This is a genomic window from Marinococcus halophilus (assembly GCF_900166605.1).
GTDB classification, from domain to species: Bacteria; Bacillota; Bacilli; order Bacillales; family Marinococcaceae; genus Marinococcus; species Marinococcus halophilus.
Genome location: NZ_FVZD01000006.1, coordinates 775,248 through 797,535 on the forward strand (window position 1 = coordinate 775,248; position 22,288 = coordinate 797,535).

20 protein-coding genes and 1 tRNA gene are annotated in these 22,288 nt (G+C 46.8%); 20 read left to right on the plus strand and 1 reads right to left on the minus strand.

Annotation, left to right across the window (positions count from 1 at the left end; all coding sequences use genetic code 11):
* Window positions 1-11 precede the first annotated feature (11 nt).
* The 9 genes from pheT to uvrC all read left to right on the plus strand — a co-directional run bounded on the left by pheT (window position 12) and on the right by uvrC (window position 11,195).
* Entirely contained in the window at window positions 12-2,435 is a 2,424-nt protein-coding gene (pheT, locus tag B5066_RS10015) for a phenylalanine--tRNA ligase subunit beta (protein ID WP_079475789.1), read from the plus strand.
* Window positions 2,436-2,552: 117 nt separating this feature from the next.
* Window positions 2,553-2,804 (plus strand): cell division protein ZapA, encoded by a 252-nt coding sequence (zapA, locus tag B5066_RS10020; RefSeq protein WP_022793126.1) that lies wholly within the window; start codon window positions 2,553-2,555, stop codon window positions 2,802-2,804.
* A gap of 5 nt (window positions 2,805-2,809) precedes the next feature.
* Window positions 2,810-3,382 (plus strand): CvpA family protein, encoded by a 573-nt coding sequence (locus B5066_RS10025; protein WP_179124085.1) that lies wholly within the window; start codon window positions 2,810-2,812, stop codon window positions 3,380-3,382.
* 137 nt (window positions 3,383-3,519) lie between these two features.
* On the plus strand, window positions 3,520-5,235 hold the full coding sequence (gene polX / locus B5066_RS10030) for a DNA polymerase/3'-5' exonuclease PolX (RefSeq protein WP_079475791.1): 1,716 nt from the start codon (window positions 3,520-3,522) through the stop codon (window positions 5,233-5,235).
* Window positions 5,236-5,258: 23 nt separating this feature from the next.
* Window positions 5,259-7,616, plus strand: coding sequence for an endonuclease MutS2 (locus B5066_RS10035; protein WP_079477009.1), 2,358 nt, complete (start codon window positions 5,259-5,261; stop codon window positions 7,614-7,616).
* A gap of 26 nt (window positions 7,617-7,642) precedes the next feature.
* Window positions 7,643-8,041, plus strand: a complete 399-nt coding sequence (locus B5066_RS10040; protein WP_079477010.1) for a DUF350 domain-containing protein — start codon at window positions 7,643-7,645, stop codon at window positions 8,039-8,041.
* Window positions 8,042-8,289: 248 nt separating this feature from the next.
* The gene (locus B5066_RS10045; RefSeq protein ID WP_094908457.1) at window positions 8,290-8,880 is read left to right on the plus strand and encodes a TetR/AcrR family transcriptional regulator; all 591 of its coding nucleotides are present in this window, start codon (window positions 8,290-8,292) and stop codon (window positions 8,878-8,880) included.
* A gap of 112 nt (window positions 8,881-8,992) precedes the next feature.
* On the plus strand, window positions 8,993-9,307 hold the full coding sequence (gene trxA / locus B5066_RS10050) for a thioredoxin (RefSeq protein ID WP_022793132.1): 315 nt from the start codon (window positions 8,993-8,995) through the stop codon (window positions 9,305-9,307).
* A 100-nt stretch (window positions 9,308-9,407) separates the two neighbouring features.
* Window positions 9,408-11,195, plus strand: a complete 1,788-nt coding sequence (gene uvrC, locus B5066_RS10055; RefSeq protein WP_079475793.1) for an excinuclease ABC subunit UvrC — start codon at window positions 9,408-9,410, stop codon at window positions 11,193-11,195.
* A gap of 54 nt (window positions 11,196-11,249) precedes the next feature.
* Here the strand turns inward: uvrC and B5066_RS10060 are convergent, their stop codons facing one another.
* Window positions 11,250-11,651, minus strand: a complete 402-nt coding sequence (locus B5066_RS10060; RefSeq protein ID WP_079475794.1) for a DUF2507 domain-containing protein — start codon at window positions 11,649-11,651, stop codon at window positions 11,250-11,252.
* A gap of 91 nt (window positions 11,652-11,742) precedes the next feature.
* Here B5066_RS10060 and B5066_RS10065 point away from each other — a divergent pair, with 91 nt between their 5' ends.
* From B5066_RS10065 to B5066_RS10115, 11 genes are all read left to right on the plus strand, one after another.
* Window positions 11,743-13,092, plus strand: a complete 1,350-nt coding sequence (locus tag B5066_RS10065; protein WP_079475795.1) for a TrkH family potassium uptake protein — start codon at window positions 11,743-11,745, stop codon at window positions 13,090-13,092.
* Window positions 13,093-13,482: 390 nt separating this feature from the next.
* Entirely contained in the window at window positions 13,483-14,094 is a 612-nt protein-coding gene (locus tag B5066_RS10070) for a succinate dehydrogenase cytochrome b558 subunit (RefSeq protein ID WP_079475796.1), read from the plus strand.
* A 39-nt stretch (window positions 14,095-14,133) separates the two neighbouring features.
* Window positions 14,134-15,912 carry a succinate dehydrogenase flavoprotein subunit gene (gene sdhA, locus B5066_RS10075; protein ID WP_079475797.1) on the plus strand — a complete coding sequence of 593 codons (1,779 nt, stop codon included), beginning with the start codon at window positions 14,134-14,136 and terminating at the stop codon, window positions 15,910-15,912.
* Window positions 15,912-16,709, plus strand: coding sequence for a succinate dehydrogenase iron-sulfur subunit (gene sdhB / locus B5066_RS10080; RefSeq protein ID WP_079475798.1), 798 nt, complete (start codon window positions 15,912-15,914; stop codon window positions 16,707-16,709). The genes sdhA and sdhB overlap by 1 nt, the downstream gene beginning before the upstream one ends.
* Window positions 16,710-17,051: 342 nt before the next feature.
* Entirely contained in the window at window positions 17,052-17,315 is a 264-nt protein-coding gene (locus B5066_RS10085; protein ID WP_022793139.1) for a phosphocarrier protein HPr, read from the plus strand.
* Window positions 17,315-19,036, plus strand: a complete 1,722-nt coding sequence (gene ptsP, locus B5066_RS10090; RefSeq protein ID WP_079475799.1) for a phosphoenolpyruvate--protein phosphotransferase — start codon at window positions 17,315-17,317, stop codon at window positions 19,034-19,036. Before B5066_RS10085 ends, ptsP begins: the two co-directional genes overlap by 1 nt.
* 228 nt (window positions 19,037-19,264) lie before the next feature.
* Entirely contained in the window at window positions 19,265-20,134 is an 870-nt protein-coding gene (gene racE / locus B5066_RS10095; RefSeq protein ID WP_079475800.1) for a glutamate racemase, read from the plus strand.
* A complete protein-coding gene (rph, locus tag B5066_RS10100; RefSeq protein WP_079475801.1) occupies window positions 20,103-20,879 on the plus strand; it encodes a ribonuclease PH in 777 nt (258 codons plus the stop codon). The genes racE and rph overlap by 32 nt, the downstream gene beginning before the upstream one ends.
* On the plus strand, window positions 20,880-21,476 hold the full coding sequence (locus B5066_RS10105; protein ID WP_079475802.1) for an XTP/dITP diphosphatase: 597 nt from the start codon (window positions 20,880-20,882) through the stop codon (window positions 21,474-21,476).
* A 40-nt stretch (window positions 21,477-21,516) separates the two neighbouring features.
* A complete protein-coding gene (locus B5066_RS10110; protein ID WP_179124086.1) occupies window positions 21,517-22,047 on the plus strand; it encodes a metallophosphoesterase in 531 nt (176 codons plus the stop codon).
* Window positions 22,048-22,119: 72 nt separating this feature from the next.
* Window positions 22,120-22,196 (plus strand) — tRNA-Arg (locus tag B5066_RS10115).
* Window positions 22,197-22,288 lie beyond the last annotated feature (92 nt).

Genomic DNA, 22,288 nt, shown 5'->3' on the forward strand with positions numbered 1-22,288 from the left:
AGAATACAGACATGTTGATCTCATATAAGTGGCTGAAAGATTATGTAGATGTTGAAGATATTGCTCCCGAGGAAATTGCCGACCGCCTGACTACGGGAGGCGTAGAGGTGGACGCTCTGTACCGGCGCTCCGAACCAATTGAGGGATGTGTGGTCGGCTACGTTGTCGAGGCCAAAAAGCACCCCGACGCTGATAGTTTAAACATCTGCCAGGTGGATCAGGGAGCAGAGACGGTGCAGATTATCTGCGGTGCTGATAATGTGGCGGCCGGGCAGAAGGTTGTAGTTGCAAAGCCAGGCACCGTGCTGCCCGGGGGCATGGAAATTAAAGCGACGGACATCCGCGGCCAGGAGTCCAATGGCATGATTTGCTCCCTCCAGGAGCTCGGTATGGAAGCAAAGCTGGTTCCAAAACATGTGGCTGAAGGCATTTTTGTTTTTGATGAAAATCCGGAAACCGGTTCGGACGCAATAAAAGCCCTTGGCTGGGATGACACGGTGATGGATCTCGATATTACGCCAAACCGTGCCGACTGCCTGAACGTCCTCGGGGTTGCATATGAAGTAGCAGCCCAGCTCGACCGTACCGTGAAGCTTCCTAGGACCTCTGTAAAAGAAAGCGATAAATCTGCGTCGGCTGCGGTCAATGTGAAAATCGAAAACGGTGAGGACACCCCTTATTACGGGGCGAGAGTTGCCGAAAACATCCAGGTGAAGCCTTCTCCGTATTGGATGCAGAACCGTTTGATGGCTGCAGGCATCCGGCCGATCAGCAACATCGTGGACATTACCAACTACGTGCTGCTTGAATATGGACAGCCGCTGCATGCGTTTGATTTTGACGCTTTCGGCTCTGACGAAGTACTTGTGCGCAGAGCGTTCGAAGACGAAGAAATACAGACGCTTGACGGCAATAAGCATCACCTTTCAAGTGCACATTTAGTCGTAACCAACGGCACAAAGCCGACGGCGCTCGCAGGAGTGATGGGCGGAGAGCACTCAGAAGTCGGCGACGGGACGACAAATATCCTGCTTGAAGCAGCTCTGTTTCATCCGTCATTAATTCGCCAGGCCTCCAAAGACACACGGATACGAAGCGATGCAAGTGTCCGTTATGAACGGGGTCTCGACACAGAAAGGGTAGAGCAGGCAGCAGACCGGGCAGCTTATTTGTTTGCTGAACACGCGGGGGCTTCTATTCTGCAGGGCATCGAACAGGAGGATCATCGAAAGCCTGGCGGCCGGTGGGTCACGGTGAGCGACCGCAGCATCAATCAGCTGCTGGGAATGGAGCTCAGTGGTTCAGAGATGGTCCATATTCTCGAACGCCTTGGTTTTCAAGTGGCTGATAAAGAAACGGGCAGTATCGAAGTATATATCCCAAGCCGACGTCCGGATATTCACATCGAAGAGGACGTGGCGGAAGAAATCGCCCGTATGCACGGCTATCAGGACATTCCGAGTACATTGCCAAAAGGGGCAACGACGGCTGGGAGTTTAACGGCGGAACAAAAAAGAAAGCGGACGGTTCGCCGCTTTTTGGAAAGTGCCGGCTTGAGTGAAGCTGTCACCTATTCCCTGACGACTGCCGGCTCTGCCTCACGTTTTACGCTTTATCCGGAAAAGCATACGATGGAAGTAACTATGCCGATGAGCGAAGACCGCAGAGTGCTGCGTCAGAGCCTGATTCCACAGCTGCTTGAAGGAGTCAGCTATAACCGCAACCGCCAGACGAAGGACATTGCCCTATTTGAAATGGGCTCGGTGTTTCTTTCCGAAGAAGAACGTGCCTCCGTCCAACCGGAAGAACGCATTATGCTTGCTGCGGTAGTAAGCGGCAGGTGGGAAAGCCACTTATGGCAGGGAGAGACAAAAAGAGCAGATTTTTATGTGATAAAGGGAATTGCAGAAGGCATTCTTGAGGAACTGCACGTGGAAAGCCGTGCTTCGTTTACTCTGGCTGAACGCAGTGATATGCATCCCGGCCGCACAGCTGACATCCAGCTCGATGGAGAAACAGTGGGCTATGTCGGCCAAATCCATCCAATGACCGCCGGGGATTGGGATATTGCCGAAACGTACGCTCTCCAGGTTGATTTAACGTCCCTGCTTCAGGCAGCTGAAACACCGGTGCGTTATCAAGCGCTGCCGAGGTTTCCTTCCACTACCCGCGATATTGCGATCGTCGTAGATGAAAGCGTTCCTGCAGCTGACGTGAAAAATGTGATCGAGGCCGCAGGCGGCAGCACATTATACAGCACTTCTTTATTTGATGTTTATCAAGGCGAAAATTTGACGCCCGGCAAAAAGTCCCTGGCGTTCACCCTTGTGTATCTGGATCCGGAAAGGACGCTGACTGATGAAGAAGTCACCTCTGCCCACGACCAGGTCCTTCGCATGCTGGAAGAAAAAACGGGGGCAGAGCTCAGGCAGTAAATGGCTGGCGGGCATCTGGCGGTTTAACGAAGCAGCTTCACAGGGAAATATATTCAGAGCCTTTTTATTCTGTTACTATTAAAGAAAAGGCACACTTAAGAACAGGGGGCGGAAAACGTGGCTGATGATCAAAGTAAAAAACGCACTACGGTTACAATATACGGCCAGCAGTACACGATTGTCGGTGATGAACAACCCTCGCATATTAATCAGGTAGCCAATTATTTAGATAAGAGAATGAAGGAATATAAAGCATACAATCCTTATTTGGATACAACGCGCCTCGCGGTTTTGACGGCTTTAAATGTAGTGGATGATTATATTAAACTTAAAGAAGAAGTGAACAAGGACAAAGATTCTGAAGGATAATGCTTATGGAAATAGTAATAGATGTTCTGCTTGTTGTGATTTTAATCGGCAGCTTTTTCACGGGGCTTCAGCGGGGCTTTGTTCTTCAGCTGCTCCGCCTCGTCAGCCTGGTTGCAGCATTCGTTGTTGCGTTTTTATTTTATGAAGAAGTGGCACAGATGCTAGAACAATGGATCCCCTACCCGTTTGGTCAGCAGCCGGAAGGGTCGTTCCTGGCTGCTTTTGACACCCGCAGCCTGTTTTATTATTCTATCGCTTTTCTTCTCTTATTTGTTGGCACCCGTATTGTTGCCGGCTTTTTAACCGGAACGGCAGGCGGTATCGCCAGGCTGCCGGTGCTGAGAACGATCAATTACTGGCTTGGCGGTGTGCTGGGTGTACTGGAAACGTATGTTATTTTATTTATTGTTCTGGCTGCAGCAATGCTGATGCCGTTTCCGGCCCTTGAACCAGTAGTAAATAACTCGGTAATCGCAAACTTTATATTACATGACACCCCATGGCTTTCCGGCTGGTACGAGCAAATCATGCCGGAAGAGCCCGGGAACATGGATGGCCCAATAGAGAATGAAGGTTGACTTCCCTGCGTGTCACAGGGGAGTCTGTTTTTATGTCTTCAGCACGGCGGCATGAATTTAGACAGAATTATTAACTCCCGTTATACTCAAAAAAGAATGCCTAACATGATTAAAGCTGACGTGTGGAGGAGATTAGCATGAATAAAAAAGATCTTATCGGTCATTTGGAAACAATCGCTGTATATATGGAAATTAAGGGAGAGAATCCTTTTAAAATTTCTGCCTACCGCAAAGCAGCACAGGCACTTGAATACGATGAGCGTTCGCTGGGTGAAATCGATGATGCAGGCGCTCTGAAGGGCATCGGTAAAGGAACAGCTGCTTTAATAAAGGAATGGCGGGAAAATAACGGGGAAACTGAATTGATGAACACTTTGACAGAAGAAGTTCCGGAGGGGTTGATTCCGCTGCTGAAGCTTCCAGGGCTCGGAGGAAAAAAAGTGTCAAAGCTTTATCAGGAGCTCGACATAACAGACCGGGACTCACTGGAGCAGGCGTGTTTAACCCACGATGTTCAGAGTCTCGAAGGCTTTGGGGCGAAAACGGAGCAGAAAATACTGGAAGCGCTCGCGGAGGAAGGAAAGCGTCCGGAACGGCTTCCGATTGCCTATATGCTTGAAATGGCCCAAAAGCTCGAAGCGTCTCTTGAAACAGTGAGAGATGTACGAAAATATGCGCGGGCGGGCAGTCTTCGCCGGGTGGAAGAGTCAGTGAAGGATCTGGATTATATTATGAGCGTAAAAGATGCGGAACATGTTCGTAAACAGCTGGTAGAGCTGCCCGAAGTAGCCAAAGTCATTAACGATGGCACAAGCAAGGTCAGCATTGAAATTAAAGGGGAATATAATGTTCAAGTAGACATTCGTCTGGTGGAGGAAGAAGATTTTGCGAGCACCCTGCATCATTTCACCGGCTCTAAGGACCATAATGTGCAGATGCGTCAGCTTGCAAAGGAACGAAATGAAAAATTAAGCGAATACGGCATTGAAGACAAAGACGGACGTAAAACAACGTTTCAGGATGAAACCGAATTTTACGCTCACTTTGGCCTGTATTTTATTCCGCCAGAAGCACGACTGGGAAGAGGCGAAACGGATACGTTCCAAGAGCCGTATCCTTATATAGAAAAGAAACACATCCGCGGTGATCTTCATATGCACACTACGTGGAGCGATGGCTCTCTTTCAATTCGGGAGATGGTGGAAGAAGTGAAAAAACACGGCTATGAATGGCTGGCGCTCACGGACCATTCTAAGTATCTCCGCATTGCCCATGGGCTGGATGAAGACAGAATCCGCAGGCAGATGGAAGAAATACAAAACGTCAGAGAAGAAGAAAAAAATATTCAAATCTTTGCCGGTATTGAAATGGATATCCGGCCTGACGGAACGCTTGATATTGACGATGACGTGCTCAAAGAGCTCGATGTTGTCATTGCTTCCATCCATTCCTCCTTTTCCCAATCAGAAAAAGAAATTATGAACAGGATGGAGCAGGCTCTGAAGCATCCGGAGGTAAATGTGATTGCACACCCTACGGGAAGGCTGCTGGGACGCCGGGATGGGTACAAGGTGGACTTGGATTGGCTGATGAAGCGTGCCGGCGAAACGAATACGGCACTGGAGCTGAATGCCAACCCCAACCGTCTTGATCTCTCAGCCGACTGGCTGAGAAAAGCTGCCGAGCACGATGTCCGTATTGCAATCAATACGGATGCCCATAATTCTGGAATGCTTGATCATATGGATGTTGGCATATCTATTGCGAAAAAGGCACTTCTCCAGCCAGACCAGGTAATAAATACGATGTCTGCAGAGCAGTTAAAGAAGTGGCTGCAGCATAAGAAACAATAGAACAACCAAAGAGGTGAGCATTGGTGAATGATAGAACACTTCGCGTGCTGGAATACGAAAAAATGAAGGAACAGCTGCAGGCTCATGCTGGTTCGACTCTGGCAAAGGAGCGGATAGAACAGTTGCACCCCTACCGGGAGCTGGGAGAGGCGAAAGAAGCACAGAACTTCACCGCAGAAGCGGCCAAAGTAATCCGGCTGCGGGGGCAGGCGCCGCTTGGCGGTATACGCCAGATCCACGCCCACGTGCGCCGGGCGCAAATCGGAGGCATGCTGAACGCCGGTGAGTTGAACGAGGTTTCGGATACGCTGTACGCCGGGCGCCGGATACGCTCATTTATTCTGGATATGACAGAAGAAACGGTGGATCTTCCACTGCTTGAAGGTCTGGTACGTCAGATAGTGACGCTGCCGGAGATTGAAAAGCAAATCCGGGATTGTATAGATGAAAACGGGGCGGTTCTTGACAGTGCAAGCTCTGCCCTGCGCGGCCTCCGCCAGCAAATGAGAAGCCTTGAATCGTCGGTACGTTCGAAGCTTGAACAGTATACCAGGTCGCCGGATCAGCAAAAACGACTGTCGGATTCCATCGTAACGATACGTAATGACCGGTACGTGCTGCCGGTGAAGCAGGAATACCGTTCGTCTTTTGGCGGTATTGTCCACGATCAGTCTTCAACAGGGGCTACTCTTTTTATTGAGCCGCAGGCGGTCGTTTCGATGAATAACGAACTAAGAGAGGCAAGAGTGAAAGAACAGCGGGAAATTGAGCGGATTCTTCAGGAGCTGTCTTCGTATATTGCTGAAGATGGGGAAGAGATTCTGGTGAATATGAATACGCTGACCGAACTTGATTTCACATTCGCAAAAGCCTACTATGCAAGAGACCAAAAAGCAGTGCAGCCGGAACTGAACGATGAAGGCAGATTCCGGTTTATGGAGGCGCGGCATCCGCTTATTGACCCGGAAGAAATGGTGCCGCTTGACCTGGAACTTGGAGGCGAATTTGGAACGCTTGTTATTACCGGACCTAATACAGGCGGCAAAACCGTAACGCTGAAAACGGCTGGGCTTCTTACGCTTATGGCCCAGTCCGGGTTGTTTGTGCTCGCAGAAGAAGAAGCAGAAGCTGCTGTATTTTCGAAAGTATTTGCCGATATTGGGGATGAACAATCGATTGAACAAAGCTTAAGTACGTTTTCATCCCACATGACAAATATTGTAGATATTGTTAAGCAGGTGGACAGCAATTCGTTTGTACTGTTTGATGAAATAGGCGCCGGCACCGATCCGGAAGAAGGATCGGCTCTTGCGGTCAGTATCCTGGACTATGTTCAGGAGGCCGGAGGGAAGCTGATCGCCACCACACATTACAGTGAACTGAAGGGCTATGCGTATAACCGTGCCGGGGTGATGAATGCAAGCGTTGAATTTGATGTGGAAACATTGAGGCCGACTTACCGCCTGCTTGTGGGCGTGCCAGGCCGAAGTAATGCATTTGCCATTTCGAGGCAAATTGGCCTTCCTGATGCCATTATTTCGAATGCGGAAAAAGAAATGAGCACAGATACAAAACAGGTCGAAACAATGATTGCTTCCCTGGATGAACAAAGAAAAGAAACAGAATCAGTCTGGCAGGAGGCGGATGACCTCCGGCAGGAAGCGGCCAGACTCTGGCAGGAATTAAATAATGCCTGGAACGAAGTGCTGCAAAAACGGGACCAGATTATCGCAAACGCCGAAGGCAAAGCGAAGAACGAAGTTGATAAGGCGAAAGCCCAGGCGGAAGAAATTATTGCTGAGCTGAAGGAAATGCAGAAAGAAGGGGCCGAGATTAAAGAGCACCGCCTGATTGAAGCCCGTCGCCAGATGGAACAGGCGGCTCCTACGATGACCAAAAAGCAAAAACAAGTGAAACAAAAAGCACAGAAGGAGCGTACCTTTGAAGTAGGGGATGAAGTGAAGGTGCTTCGCTTCGGACAGCGCGGACACATCGTGGAAAAAGTGAATGACAACGAATTCCAGGTGCAGCTTGGTATTATGAAAATGACAGTGAAGCCTGAAGAAATGGAGAAGCTTAAATCAGAGCCCGCTAAAGAGCCCAAGCGACAGGTATCCACAACTTCTACAGCCGCTCCGGCCAGGCCCGAGCTGGATTTGCGTGGTGAAAGGTACGAGGATGCGGTGCAGCGCCTTGAAAAATATCTTGATGAAGTGGTGCTGGCTGGCTACCGTGAAGTCCACATTATCCATGGCAAAGGCACGGGGGCGCTTCGTAAAGGCGTAAAAGAATATTTAAGAAACCATCCCAGTATCAAATCCACCAGGGATGGCGGCATGAACGAAGGCGGGATCGGTAACACGGTGGCAGAACTTAAATAAGCGGAGGGGTGCATGTGGATGTGTGGATGGACAATGCTTTTATAAATACAGCCGGGAACTTCAGCGTTGCTGTGCTCTCTCTGGTAATCTTTTTGTGGATATTTGAAATTATTACCCCGTATCGTAACTGGGAAGAAATAAAAAAAGGAAATATCGCTGTCGCTCTTGCGACCGGCGGAAAGCTGTTTGGGGTATCCAACATTCTTCATTATTCCATCATGCACAATGACGGCATCTTGTTTATGCTCTTGTGGGGATTTTTTGGTTTTGTGCTATTAATTTTAAGCTATCTTATATTTGAATTTCTTACTCCCATGTTTAAAGTCGATGAGGAAATCAGTAAAGATAACCGTGCAGTAGGAATCATTTCCTTTATTATTTCCGTAGGGATATCTTTTGTAATAGGAGCCGGGATTATCATTTAAATAGAAAAAAATGTAATTTATTAGCCACAAATAGTTAATTTTTTAGGACTATTTAAGTGCGTTTCGGTTGACATTCCTGCGCGGATTATGTACATTTAGAACTAACTTAAATACTATGCCAGTATTACCCAAACGCAAGAAGCGCCTTACTCTGTTACGAGAGTGAGGCGTTTTTAAAGGCATATTTCGTCAGGGTGAAACGAAAACCGGCATGATGGATGGTTTTGTTTGAAAGGGTGACGGATAAAATGGGGAAAAATCCAAACAGAAAGCATGCACAGATCATCGAAGCAGGAATGAAAGTGATAGCTGAGCACGGTTATCACCAGGCGAAAGTGTCGGACATTGCTAAAGAAGCAAAGGTAGCAGACGGAACTATTTATTTGTATTTTAATAATAAAGAGCATATATTAATTTCTATTTTCGAAGAGAATATGCAGCAGTTCATGCAAAAGCTGGAGATAATTATGCAAAAAACCATTTCTGTCAAAGAGCAATTGTTTGAAATGGCCCAGCTGCAGCTTGAATTCATGGAAAATCGACCGGAGCTCGCTACGCTTGCCCACTTTGAACTTTTGCAGACAAAAGGGGAGATCCATGACAATATGCAGCGCATACTGTCACCATTTTTTCAGGCGGTTATTGATATTATTAACAGGGGAAAAGAAGAACAGGTCTTCCCTGGATCACTTTCCACAGAGATTGGCAGGATCTGTTTTGTCGGGATACTCAATGAAGCCATCACTACGTGGGTGATGGAAAAGGGAAGCTATTCGCTGGCAGCCCAGGGCCCGCTGCTTTCGGAAATAATGTATCAGGCGCTGCGGACAGAAGTATAGCCCAGGCAGCACCATTGGAAAAGTTTAAGCTAAACGTTAGCCAGTAAAGCGCGGGAATGCTATAATAACGAAGAATAAATGCAAAGATAGAGATATAAAGGAGGAACCATTCATGGCTATTGTCAATGTATCGGACCAAAACTTTGCAGGTGAAACGTCCGACGGAGTAGTACTTGCGGACTTTTGGGCACCGTGGTGCGGGCCTTGTAAAATGATCGCTCCAGTACTAGAAGAAATCGACACAGAAATGGGCGAACAAATCAAAATTGCTAAGTTGGATGTAGATGAGAATCAGGAAACAGCCGGAAAATACGGCGTAATGAGCATTCCAACTCTGATGATCTTTAAAGACGGCGAAGTCGTCGAACAGGTTGTCGGCTTTCAGCCTAAAGAACAACTGGTGGAGCTTTTGAACAAACATTTGTAAAACACGAAACTGCTGGTCTCTGGGCCGGCAGTTTTTTGTTTCCTTTTCTTTAAAAGAAGGAAAACACCATAGATACTACACGCCAAGAGGGGTTGGGCACATGACTCAATTAAAGGAAAAGCTGGCGATTCTGCCGGATCAGCCAGGCTGTTATTTAATGAAAAATAAACACGGTACCGTTATATATGTAGGTAAGGCAAAAGTGTTAAAAAACCGGGTGAGATCCTACTTTACCGGTTCGCATGATGGAAAAACCCAGCGGCTTGTGATGGAAATTACCGATTTCGAATATATTATGACGTCCTCTAATCTAGAAGCATTGATTCTTGAGATGAACTTAATTAAGAAGTATGAACCAAAATACAATGTGCTTCTTAAAGATGATAAGTCCTATCCGTATATTAAAATTACCAACGAAGAGCATCCACGCCTTATTATCACGAGAAAAGTAAAAAAGGACGGGGGGAAATACTTCGGCCCGTACCCGAATGCCGGTGCGGCAAATGAAACGAAAAAACTGCTCGACCAATTATATCCGCTGCGTAAATGCCGGACGATGCCAGACCGGGTCTGTTTGTATTATCATATCGGCCAGTGTCTGGCTCCATGTGAGTTTACGGTGACAAGAGACCAGTACGACGATATGATTCAGCAGATCGCCCGTTTTTTAAACAACGGCCACCATGAAATCCGGGCGGAGCTTCAAACCAAAATGGAGACTGCTTCCGAACAGCTGGAGTTTGAACGGGCCAAAGAACTGAGGGACCAAATACAGCATATTGACTCTGTGATGGAAAAGCAAAAAATGTCTGTAAAAGACCAGGTAAACCGAGACGTCTTTGCCTACAGCTATGATAAAGGCTGGATGTGTGTGCAGGTATTTTTTGTAAGACAGGGAAAATTAATTGAAAGGGACGTTTCCCTTTTTCCAATGTATCAGGAGCCGGAAGAGGATTTTCTAACCTTTCTGGGACAGTTTTATATGCAGGAGCAGCACATGAAGCCATCGGAAATATTCATCCCGGGCTCAGTAGATGCAGCGATAGCTGAACAGTTTGTAAATGTGCGGGTTCAGCAGCCAAAGCGCGGCCAGAAAAGAGAACTGCTTGATTTGGCGGAGAAAAATGCGCGGCAGGCGCTCAGTGATCGATTCGCATTGATTGAACGGGATGAAGAGCGGACAATTAAAGCGGTTGAACAGCTCGGAGAAGCAATGGGCATTGATACGCCATACCGCATGGAAGCCTTTGACAACTCAAATATACAGGGCACAGATCCAGTAGCTGCAATGGTTACTTTTGTAGACGGCAAGCCCTGGAAAAAAGGATATAGAAAATATAAGGTCAGAGACGTGCAGGGACCGGATGATTATGCGTCAATGCGGGAAGTCGTACGAAGAAGATACATCCGCCTGTTAAAGGACGAAGCCGCGCTTCCGGATCTAATTCTTATTGACGGCGGAAAAGGACAGTTAAGTGCAGCTGTCAGCGTTATCGAAGACGAACTTGGCCTAAATATTCCCGTAGCCGGGCTTGCCAAAGATGACAAGCATCGAACGTCAGAGCTTTTAATGGGGGAGGAAGCTGCAAGAGTGCCGCTTGAACGCCACAGCTCCGCCTTTTACCTGCTGCAGCGCGTTCAGGATGAAGTGCACCGTTTTGCGATTACATTTCATCGCCAAACGCGTGGAAAAACGATGTTCTCTTCCCTTTTAGATGATGTTAATGGAATTGGACAAAAACGGAAGCAGATGCTTTTGAAGCATTTTGGATCGGTGAAAAAAATGAAGGAAGCATCCTTTGAGGATTTTAAACAACTTTCGCTTCCGGATGACGTTATTATGGAACTGATGAAAAAGCTGGAAGAAGATTCTACACTTTCCAAATAAAAAGCGTTCGCTGATGCGTATCAGCGAACGTTTTGCTTTGAGACAGCGGTTGGATTACTCCCATTTAATATGCATAGTGATAGATTTTTGCTTTTCTTCTATGTAGGTTTCGGCGTACGTATTTTTCATCTGTGACCATTGCTCTGCCAAAAATCCGCCCTCTAACGCTTTCGTATATGGAGCTTCCTTGGCGTAGTAAGACAGTTCAGCGATGGCATCCTTTTTTCTTTCTTTTTTCCATTCGATCTCACCCCAGCCGGCATCGCGGAAAAAATCAGCTACTTCCGCCGGTGAACTGCAGGGATAGCTGCGGGCAAGCTGTTTACCCGCCCAGTATAATATTGCATGCTCGTCCGAGCCTAAAATATCAGGGAGGACATTTTTTCGAAGCAATTCATACCCGAAGGCAGTTGATTTATTTGTTTCTTCTTCCATTTCCATCACCACTTTCTTCATCTGATATTATACATGCTGGAGTTGGAAATCTCTATAGATTCCCAAAATCATACATGATATACTAATGCACGATTATGACGGAGGGACCGATATGAAAAATATTTTTGCAGAAAAAATGACGCCATTTCGTATGATCATCGGTGCCTACGTTTTTTCAATGCTGTTGTTCAGTTTATTGCTCTGGCTTCCTATTTCCCACCAGCCGGGGCATGAATTAACATATATCGAAGCTTTATTTACCTCAGTATCAGCTGTTAGCGTAACCGGCCTGACAGTCATTCAGGTATCTGACACGCTGAGCGCTGTTGGGATAGCATTTTTAGCGCTGGCAATGCAGGTAGGCGGCATTGGAATTATGTCACTCGGCACCTTTGTGTGGATGGTTTTTGGAAGAAAAATTAATTTATCTCAGCGATTACTGATTATGGTGGACCAGAATCAGTACAAGTTTTCGGGAATGGTCAAGCTAATGAGGAACATTCTGCTTCTTGCTTTAGGGATCGAAGCAATGGGGATGCTGATACTTGGCACCTACTTTCTGCGTTACTTTGATTCAACCTGGGAGGCTTACTACCAGGGAGGGTTTGCGGCGTTGAGTGCTTTCACCAATGCCGGCTTTGACGTTACAGGACAGTCTCTCATTCCGTTTGCTGAAGACTATTACGTCCTGTTTGTGGTAATAACATTGATTTTTGCTGGAGCTATTGGATTTCCGGTTCTGATGGAGGTCAGGGAATACTTAACAAACCGGGAACGCTTTAATTTCAGCCTGTTCACAAAAGTGACGACGACTACTTATTTTCTCGTGTTTGTACTTGGTGCCGTCAGTATATGGGCGCTTGAATTCGGATTTTATTATGACGGCATGGCATGGCATCAGCAGTTCTTCTTCTCGATGTTTAACTCTGCGACTACAAGAAGTGCCGGATTATCGGTGATGGACGTTTCGGCGTTTTCCATGCCGACGCTTCTGCTGATGTCCGGTTTAATGGTTATTGGAGCGAGCCCGTCGAGTGTGGGGGGAGGTATCCGTACTACTACACTTGCGGTAATGTTTTTAACCATTCGAAGCTTTGCGCTCGGACGTTCAGATGTAAAAGTGTTCAACCGTCAGATTGACCCGGAGGATAAGCAGCGGACTTTTATTGTCATTTCCTTTTTTATTGTAGGGCTGCTTGCAGCGATTACTTTAATCAGTGCCTTCGAGCGTGGCAATACGGAAGTAGAATTAATTGATATTATTTTTGAAACAAGCTCGGCCTTCGGAACCTGTGGACTTTCCACCGGATTAACGGATGACTTTTCCACTCCGAGCCATCTGTTGCTCATGTGCCTGATGTTTATTGGACGCGTGGGGATTTTAGTGTTTTTATTCTCGGTGAAAAAGAAAGAGACAAAATCTCATTATAGATATCCAACAGAACGCATAATTATTGGCTAGCCGGGGAGGATGTCCTCCGGCTTTCTTTATTGACGGGAGAGTGAAGCGCATAAAGAATGAATAACATACGTTTGAAATGCTGTATACGTTTTCTTGACGGGTAATTTTAGGGGGAGTACAATTAACGTAACGTTTCGTACAATTCCTTGAATATTTCTTTTCCATTTTGTGACTAATTGGTTGTATCGTGCATGCATATGCATTTTGCACTAATGGAAAAGAAGCAGGAAGCGCAGCCGGCATATATGTACATAGAGAACGGAAAGCTGTACTTCTATTTATTGTGCGGGCGGTGGAAAGTTCAGCAAGGGGGTAATGGAGCCGGAAAAGAAAGCATTACAGACTAACAGGATGGAGAGAGAATTTTTATGCTAATGGAGGAGGATGAATATGGCTTTAAATAAGGAATTTGCCGCCCGGAGGCTGCACTCGCTTCTTGGTATCATTCCAATTGGACTGTTTTTGATGCAGCACTTTGTAGTAAACCATTTCGCGACAAGGAGTGCTGAAGCATTCAACGGTGCGGCTCACTTTATGGAAAACTTACCGTTTCGTATCTTTTTAGAGATGTTTCTCATTTATATTCCTATATTGTTTCATGGTATTTATGGACTTTTTATCGTATTTCAGGGTAAAGCAAACGCGAAGCGCTTCGGCTATTTCCGTAACTGGATGTACATTTTTCAGCGTATCACCGGCGTCTTCCTGTTGGTGTTCATTACCTGGCACGTCTGGGATACATGGGTGCAGGCGCAGTTCTTTGGCGCTGAGGTGAACTACCAGATGATGGCAGACATTGTAGCGAATCCTTGGATGCTCGCATTTTACATTGTAGGCATACTGTCTGCTACCTTCCACTTTTCTAACGGTTTATGGTCCTTTTTGGTTACATGGGGCATTACGGTTACACCAAAAGCCCAGCTGGCTGCAACATACTTTACGCTGGTCGTTTTCGTAGCAATGTCTGTGATTGGCCTGCGGGCTATTTTTGCATTCGTATAAGATAAGCTTTTTACTAAACTAAAGGAGTGAAACATCCGCATGAGTAATGGAAAAGTTATTGTCGTAGGCGGCGGGCTGGCAGGACTGATGGCAACAATCAAAGCCGCTGAAGCAGGTTCTCAAGTGGACTTGTTTTCAATTGTACCGGTAAAACGTTCTCACTCTGTCTGTGCTCAGGGCGGCATGAACGGTGCTGTCAATACAAAAGGGGAGGGCGACTCTCCATGGGAACACTTTGATGATACTGTATATGGAGGCGACTTTTTAGCAAATCAGCCTCCAGTGAAAGCTATGACAGAAGCAGCGCCAGGGATTATACACCTGATGGACCGCATGGGCGTTATGTTTAACCGTACTCCGGAAGGGCTGCTTGACTTCCGCCGTTTTGGAGGCACGCAGTTCCACCGTACGGCATACGCTGGTGCTACGACGGGACAGCAGCTGTTATATGCACTGGATGAACAGGTTCGCCGCTATGAGGTGGAAGGCCTTGTTAACAAATACGAGGGCTGGGAATTTCTTTCAGCTATTCTCGATGAAGAACAAACCTGTAAAGGCATTGCCGCCCAAAATCTTCGTTCGATGGAAATTGAAACATTCCGTGCAGACGCGATCATTATGGCTACAGGCGGCCCCGGCATTATTTTCGGAAAATCTACGAACTCAATGATTAATACCGGCTTTGCTGCTTCGTCGCTTTATTTGCAAGGTGTTAACTATGCCAACGGCGAATTCATCCAGATTCATCCTACTGCTATTCCCGGCGACGATAAACTCCGTCTGATGAGTGAATCTGCGCGCGGGGAAGGCGGTCGCATCTGGACATACAAAGACGGCAAGCCATGGTACTTCCTGGAAGAAAAGTATCCGGCTTATGGTAATCTGGTTCCTAGGGACATTGCCACACGCGAAATCTTTGATGTTTGTGTTAACCAGAAACTGGGCATTAATGGAGAAAACATGGTTTATCTGGATCTTTCCCATAAAGATCCGCAGGAGCTTGATGTAAAACTCGGCGGTATTATGGAAATCTATGAAAAGTTCATGGGTGATGATCCAAGGAAAGTTCCAATGAAAATTTTCCCTGCCGTACACTATTCCATGGGCGGCATGTGGGTAGATTATAATCAAATGACAAACATCCCCGGCATTTTCGCCGCCGGTGAGTGCGACTATTCCCAGCACGGTGGTAACCGTCTTGGTGCCAACTCTCTGCTCTCCGCTATTTACGGCGGCATGGTCGCCGGGCCGAATGCAGTAGAATACGCCAACGGCCTGGAGAAATCAGCGGAAGATCTTTCTTCTTCGCTTTTTGAAACAAAGAAACAGGAAGAACAGCAGGAGTTCGACAAAATTATGAATATGGACGGCACTGAGAATGCATATGCACTTCATAATGAACTTGGCGAGTGGATGACAAACAATATGACCGTGGTCCGGCATAATGATAAGCTGCTTGAGACAGATGACAAGCTCCAGGAGCTTCTCGAGCGCTGGGAAAATATCAACATGCACGATAGTTCCAAATGGAACAACCATGCGGCCATGTTTACGCGCCAGCTTAAAGGAATGATTCATTTGGCCCGCGTGATGACTCTGGGGGCTTACCACCGTAATGAAAGCCGCGGTGCGCATTATAAGCCAGAGTTTCCGGAGCGTAATGATGAAGACTTCCTGAAAACGACGAAGGCTCAATACAACCCGCAGACCAATCACCCTGAATTTGAGTATGAAGATGTCGACACTTCGCTGATTAAGCCGAGAAAACGGGACTACTCCCAGGCAAAAGCATCTTCTGAGAAAGGAGCAAGTAACTAATGAGTGATGCACAAGCACAAGAAACGCGTAACCCGGAAGAAACCGACGCAAAAAAAGTGAAGTTTATAATTACCCGGCAAGACGACCCGGACAGCCCCTCCTATGACCAGGAATTTGAGGTTCCTTACAGAGAAAATATGAACGTCATTTCTGCTCTAATGGAAATCCGTAGAAATCCTATCGACAGCCAGGGCAATCAGGCGAACCCTGTTATCTGGGATATGAACTGTTTAGAGGAAGTATGCGGTGCATGTTCGATGATTATTAACGGAACGGCCCGCCAGTCCTGTACTGCCCTTATTGATCAGCTTGAGCAGCCGATTCGTCTAGAACCGATGAAAACATTCCCGGTTATGAGAGATCTTCAGGTAGACAGAAGCCGGATGTTTGATTCGCTGAAAAAAGTGAAGGCATGGATTCCAATTGACGGCACATATGACCTGGGCCCTGGGCCTAGAATGGCAGAGAACAAACGTCAATGGTCATATGAGCTTTCCAAATGCATGACGTGTGGAGTATGCCTCGAAGCCTGCCCGAACGTAAATGATAATTCTTCGTTTATCGGACCGGCAGCTATCTCCCAGGTTCGTTTATTCAACTCCCACCCGACAGGAGAAATGAATAAATCCGACCGGCTGGAAGCTTTGATGGGCGAAGGCGGCATCAGCAGCTGCAGTAACTCTCAGAACTGTGTGGAAGTATGTCCGAAGGGGATCCCTTTAACAACTTCCATTGCAGCGATGAATCGTGAAACAAACATTCAGTCGTTTAAAAACTTTTTTGGCGGCGGAAACTAATACAATAAAAAGGCAGCCCCCGGGCTGTCTTTTTTATTATATTTATGAAAAGTCACTGACCGTTTTGCCTGCCAATACAGCGAAAGCAGCTTTGTTCACTATAAGAAAGCCGGCTGCTGCGCCTATTCTTGTTTCCCATAAAACTCAGTGGTACAATATAACAGTATTTACATACTGAAACCGTTGATAATAGCAGTGTACAAGGCTCCGGGTTTATGGAGCAGATCGCAGTTGCGACTTTATTAAGGGTGAAGTACAATATAAAAAGCCTGCTTTCCAGAAAAGCGCACATGGTGCGTGCTTCTTAGTGAAAGCGATCTATATTGAAAAGGGGTATAAATCATGCAGGAAAAAACATTCACTATTACAAACGAAACAGGAATCCACGCGCGTCCGGCGACGCAGCTTGTAAACAAAGCCGGCCAGTTTTCTTCAGACATTTCTTTAGAATACAACGGCAAATCGGTAAACTTGAAATCCATCATGGGCGTTATGTCTCTCGGCGTTGGAAAAGGATCCGAGGTAACGGTTAAAATTGAAGGCAACGATGAAGAGGAAGCGATGGAAGCAGTGGATCAAGTGATTAAAGAAGGGCTTGGAGAATAATGAGTGCCAGCCTGACAGGGATTGCTGCCTCAAAAGGAATAGCGATTGCAAAAGCTTTTCTTTTGGAAGAACCGGAATTAGACGTAAGTAAAAAAACGGTGGATAGCGCCCAGGACGAGATCACAAGATTTAAAGAAGCAGTTCAGGAGTCCAAGCATGAACTTCAGGTGATTAAGGAAAAAACACTTCAGGACATGGGAGAAGACCAGGCGGAGATTTTCTCTGCCCATCTGCTCGTTCTGGAGGATCCTGAGATTATGGATGGTGTCTCCAGTAAAATTACGGAAGAGAGCGCCAATGCAGAATATGCTCTCAGCGAAGTAGCCAATATGTATGTGGATATGTTTGAGAACATGGATAATGAATACATGAAAGAGCGCGCCGCAGATATCCGGGATGTGTCAAAACGTGTTCTTATGCATTTATTTGGTCTTGAGAACACCAGCCTGGCAACGATTGACCAGGAAGTAGTAGTTATTGCTGATGACCTGACCCCGTCTGATACGGCCCAATTGAACGAATATGTTCGAGGCTTTGCTACAGACATCGGCGGGCGTACGTCTCATTCTGCTATTATGGCCAGATCGATGGAAATTCCGGCTGTCGTGGGCACAAAAGAAGCAACGGACACGATTAATCAGGACGACCTTTTGATTGTAGACGGCCTGGAGGGCCGGGTTATCGTTAATCCAAGTGATGCCGAAGTCCAGGAGTACAAAGAAAAGCTAGAACAGTTTAACCGCCAGAAAGAAGAGTGGGCGAAGCTGGTCAACGAGCCGACGGAAACAGAGGACGGGCACACGGTAGAACTGGCAGCTAATATTGGTACCCCGAACGACCTCGACGGCGTCTTAGCTAACGGAGCAGAAGGCATCGGTTTATACCGGACAGAGTTTTTGTACATGGGCAGAAATGAACTTCCTTCTGAAGAAGAGCAGTTTGAGGCTTATAAAGAAGTGCTTGAGCGCATGCAGGGAAAACCAGTAGTTATACGTACGCTTGATATCGGCGGCGATAAAGAACTTCCATACTTGGATCTGCCAAAAGAAATGAATCCGTTTCTCGGCTTTCGAGCGATCCGTCTGTGCCTCGAAAAAAAAGATATGTTTCGGACACAGCTCCGCGCTCTCTTGCGGGCGAGCTCCTACGGGAAGTTAAAAATTATGTTCCCGATGGTTGCTACAGTAGAAGAAGTCCGTGAAGCCAAAGCGATGCTCGCGGAGGCAAAAGAAGAGCTCCAGGGTGAAAATATCGAAGTTTCCGATGATATTGAAGTAGGTATTATGGTAGAAATTCCTTCCACAGCGGCGGCAGCAGAAATTTTTGCTAAAGAAGTGGACTTCTTCAGTATAGGTACTAACGATTTAATCCAATACACACTTGCTGCGGACCGGATGAGCGAAAAAGTTGCTCATCTGTATCAGCCTTACCACCCGGCGATTCTTCGTTTAGTTAAAAACGTAATCGACGCTGCTCATAAAGAAGGCAAGTGGGCAGGAATGTGCGGCGAAATGGCTGGCGAACCTGCAGCGGTTCCTCTTCTGTTAGGGCTAGGATTGGATGAATTCAGCATGAGCGCCACCTCAGTGCTCCCGGCAAGAACCCAGCTGCGTTCGTTGAAGAAAACAGATGCAGAAGGGCTTGTAGAAGAAGCGATGAAATGTGCCACAGCGGATGAAATCGCTGAGCTTGTGGAAAACAGAGGGTTTATCATTCAGTAAGCAGGACGCAGGCAAGTGAAAAGTCTGGAACCGTTGATAGGTTCCAGGCTTTTTTGTGGGTGATGAAACGCTCATTTTCTTGTATACTGAAAAAGTTGATGTTCCTGAGTGAAAAAGCTCTTTACAAAAATTATAATATTGGTAGTAGTCCTGAGGCAGGGCATAGAGTGAAAAAACCTGGTTAGTCCAAGTCCGGACAACACGGGCTGAAAATGGAGAGAAGCAAACATGAAACAACCTATTGGCGTTATTGATTCAGGCCTCGGAGGCCTGACTGTTGCCCGGGAAATTTTAAGGCAGCTGCCAAAAGAAGAAATGATATACATAGGGGACACTGCCAGATGTCCGTATGGCCCGCGGCCGATTGAAGAAGTAAGGATCTTTACCTGGCAGATGATTGAGCGGCTGCAGTCTGAGAATATTAAAATGCTTGTGATCGCCTGTAACACAGCAACAGCCGTGGTTCTTGAAGAAGTAAAACAGGCGTTGGACATTCCGGTCGTAGGTGTAATAACTCCTGGAGCCATCTCCGCACTGAAAGTAACAAAGACAGATCAGGTAGCCGTTATCGGTACGAGTGGCACCGTCAGCAGCGGCGCATACGAACGGGCCTTGAAGTCCATAAATGAAGAGGTAGAAGTCACCTCGCTTGCATGTGTGCCATTCGTTCCGCTTGTTGAGCAGGGGCAATGCGAGGGGAAGGCCGTTCTCGATATCGTGAAGCAGACACTGCTGCCATTAGAGCACGTTTCGTATGATACGCTGATTTTAGGCTGTACTCACTACCCATTGCTTGAAAGTGTCATCCAGGAAGCAGTTGGGCCGGACATCCAGTTGATTTCCTCCGGCGATGAAACAGCCAGGGAAGTAAGCACGCTGCTTAATTATCATGAAACCTTAAATGCGGGAGATATTCCTCCAATTCACAGGTTTTATACTACAGGCCCTGAAACAGAATTCCGAAACATAGCAAACCAATGGATGGACCAGCATATAGAACAGGTAGTTTCTATTCGGCTTGATACTAGCGGAAGGTTTACCGGGAGTGAAAAGAAAGGAAGATTGTATGAATCGATTGGACGGAAGGGAATGGAATGAACTTCGTTCTATTCAAATTGAAACAGATTATTTAAAGCATCCTGAAGGCTCGGTGCTGATTTCCTTTGGACAGACAAAGGTGATTTGTACGGCGAGTATTGAAGAACGGGTCCCCCCTTTTATGCGTGGGGAGAAAAGAGGATGGATTGCGGCAGAATACTCGATGCTGCCACGAGCGACTGAAACCCGTAATATCCGGGAAGCGGCACGGGGCAAGCTTACGGGAAGGACTATGGAAATTCAGCGCTTAATTGGGCGTGCGCTCCGGGCGGTAGTGGATCTAAAACTTCTCGGTGAACGCACCGTATGGATTGACTGCGATGTCATTCAGGCTGACGGAGGGACTCGTACCGCTTCGGTAACAGGAGCCTTTATTGCACTTGCTATGGCTGTGCAGTCCTACCACGAGCAGGGGAAATTTAAAGGCTTTCCCATAACGGATTATTTAGCGGCTGTATCTGTAGGGCTTGACGCTGAACAGAAGACCATCCTCGACCTTGCTTATTCAGAAGATTCACAGGCAAATGTAGATATGAACGTAGTGATGACTGGAAACGGGGAATACGTAGAAGTACAGGGTACAGGGGAAGAAGCCTCGTATACAAGAGGGCAGCTTAATGATATGCTCGATACTGCAGAGACAGGAGTATATGAGATCATTCAGCTTCAAAAGCAGGTTATTGGGCCCGCAGCGGCTTCTATCGAAGAAAAGTTTTCAGATGATGGCAGCGGAAGGATGGTGTAATTGAAAACGATCGTAATAGCTACAAAAAACGCTGGCAAAGTAAAAGAGTTTGAACACATGTTTGGCAGTCAGTATAAAGTGGAATCTTTACTGGAGAAAAAGATTGACGATATCCCTGAAACAGGCGTTACCTTTGAAGAAAATGCCATTATTAAAGCAGAGGCTGTGAGAGACCATCTCAACTGTACAGTGATTGCAGACGATTCAGGTCTGGAGATTGATGCTTTAGACGGCCGTCCGGGCGTGTACTCTGCCCGGTATGCAGGAGAAAACAAAGATGACGAAGCGAACATGGAAAAAGTTTTACAGGAATTAAAGCATATTCCTCGTGATAGACGCAGCGCCCGTTTTGTTTGTGTGCTGGCCGTGGCACTGCCAGACGGAAGTGTGCATACATTTACGGGAACGTGTGAAGGGGAAATAGCAGAGGCGCGGGCTGGAACTAACGGTTTTGGTTATGATCCTGTGTTCTATTTGCCAGGCTACAAAAAGACGATGGCAGAGTTGAATGCAGAAGAAAAGCACCGTATCAGTCATCGGGGCAGGGCGCTTGAAAAGCTTTGGGCTCAGGGCCGGAAGCTGCTGCTGGACAGCTGAAAATAATTTTATGAATCATAAAGAGTTGGAGGCAGAATCAATGGACATTTTAGTGGTAAGCGACAATCATGGAAGCGAAGAAGTATTAAAGCAGGTACTGGACCGTCATCAGGAAGGAGTAAGCGCTGTGCTGCACTGCGGGGATTCGGAAGCCTCGCCGGATGACAAAATGTTAAATAATGTGCACATCGTACAGGGCAATGTCGACAGTCCGGGAAATTTCCCTGATGAATTAACGGTAGATGTGGGGCACATTAAAACGTATCTTACTCACGGACATTTATACCAGGTAAAAACATCGTATGCTTCGCTCTTTTCTAAAGCTGAGCAAATCAACGCTGACCTGGTATGCTCCGGCCATACTCACGTAGCTGGGGCGTTCGAAGAAGACGGAACAATTTTTGTGAATCCCGGAAGCCTGCTGCTTCCGCAGGAACGGCCCGAACAGACGTATGCTATCGTAAATGTCTCCAATCAGGGCCAGTCGATTAACGTCCATTTTTACGAGAGAGACTCAGGCAATGAACTTCTTGATCTTTCAAAAAGCTTTCCGTTTCCAGAGGGTGAATAAAATCCCTCTGGAAACCTTTATTGACTTTTAAGGAAAAATATTTTAACATAATGAATGTCGCAAAAAACAGATGTCCCAGTAGCTCAGCTGGATAGAGCAACAGCCTTCTAAGCTGTAGGCCGCAGGTTCGAGTCCTGCCTGGGACGCCATTTTTAATTATCGATATGTTCAAGGGACAGAAAAGGGGCCTCCTTTTCTGTCCCTTTTATTTTACTTTCAAACCGCTGTTGGAAAAGAGAAA

Excerpts from the sequence above, each read along its gene's own strand:
- sdhA (WP_079475797.1), top strand. The coding sequence starts at position 14,134 with ATGAGTAATGGAAAAGTTATTGTCGTAGGCGGCGGGCTGGCAGGACTG.
- B5066_RS10065 (WP_079475795.1), top strand. The coding sequence starts at position 11,743 with ATGAAAAATATTTTTGCAGAAAAAATGACGCCATTTCGTATGATCATC.
- B5066_RS10060 (WP_079475794.1), bottom strand. The coding sequence starts at position 11,651 with ATGAAGAAAGTGGTGATGGAAATGGAAGAAGAAACAAATAAATCAACT.
- B5066_RS10110 (WP_179124086.1), top strand. The coding sequence starts at position 21,517 with ATGGACATTTTAGTGGTAAGCGACAATCATGGAAGCGAAGAAGTATTA.
- rph (WP_079475801.1), top strand. The coding sequence starts at position 20,103 with ATGAATCGATTGGACGGAAGGGAATGGAATGAACTTCGTTCTATTCAA.
- uvrC (WP_079475793.1), top strand. The coding sequence starts at position 9,408 with ATGACTCAATTAAAGGAAAAGCTGGCGATTCTGCCGGATCAGCCAGGC.
- trxA (WP_022793132.1), top strand. The coding sequence starts at position 8,993 with ATGGCTATTGTCAATGTATCGGACCAAAACTTTGCAGGTGAAACGTCC.
- B5066_RS10025 (WP_179124085.1), top strand. The coding sequence starts at position 2,810 with ATGGAAATAGTAATAGATGTTCTGCTTGTTGTGATTTTAATCGGCAGC.
- B5066_RS10085 (WP_022793139.1), top strand. The coding sequence starts at position 17,052 with ATGCAGGAAAAAACATTCACTATTACAAACGAAACAGGAATCCACGCG.
- sdhB (WP_079475798.1), top strand. The coding sequence starts at position 15,912 with ATGAGTGATGCACAAGCACAAGAAACGCGTAACCCGGAAGAAACCGAC.
- B5066_RS10070 (WP_079475796.1), top strand. The coding sequence starts at position 13,483 with ATGGCTTTAAATAAGGAATTTGCCGCCCGGAGGCTGCACTCGCTTCTT.
- B5066_RS10040 (WP_079477010.1), top strand. The coding sequence starts at position 7,643 with ATGGACAATGCTTTTATAAATACAGCCGGGAACTTCAGCGTTGCTGTG.
- polX (WP_079475791.1), top strand. The coding sequence starts at position 3,520 with ATGAATAAAAAAGATCTTATCGGTCATTTGGAAACAATCGCTGTATAT.
- B5066_RS10045 (WP_094908457.1), top strand. The coding sequence starts at position 8,290 with ATGGGGAAAAATCCAAACAGAAAGCATGCACAGATCATCGAAGCAGGA.
- pheT (WP_079475789.1), top strand. The coding sequence starts at position 12 with ATGTTGATCTCATATAAGTGGCTGAAAGATTATGTAGATGTTGAAGAT.
- ptsP (WP_079475799.1), top strand. The coding sequence starts at position 17,315 with ATGAGTGCCAGCCTGACAGGGATTGCTGCCTCAAAAGGAATAGCGATT.
- racE (WP_079475800.1), top strand. The coding sequence starts at position 19,265 with ATGAAACAACCTATTGGCGTTATTGATTCAGGCCTCGGAGGCCTGACT.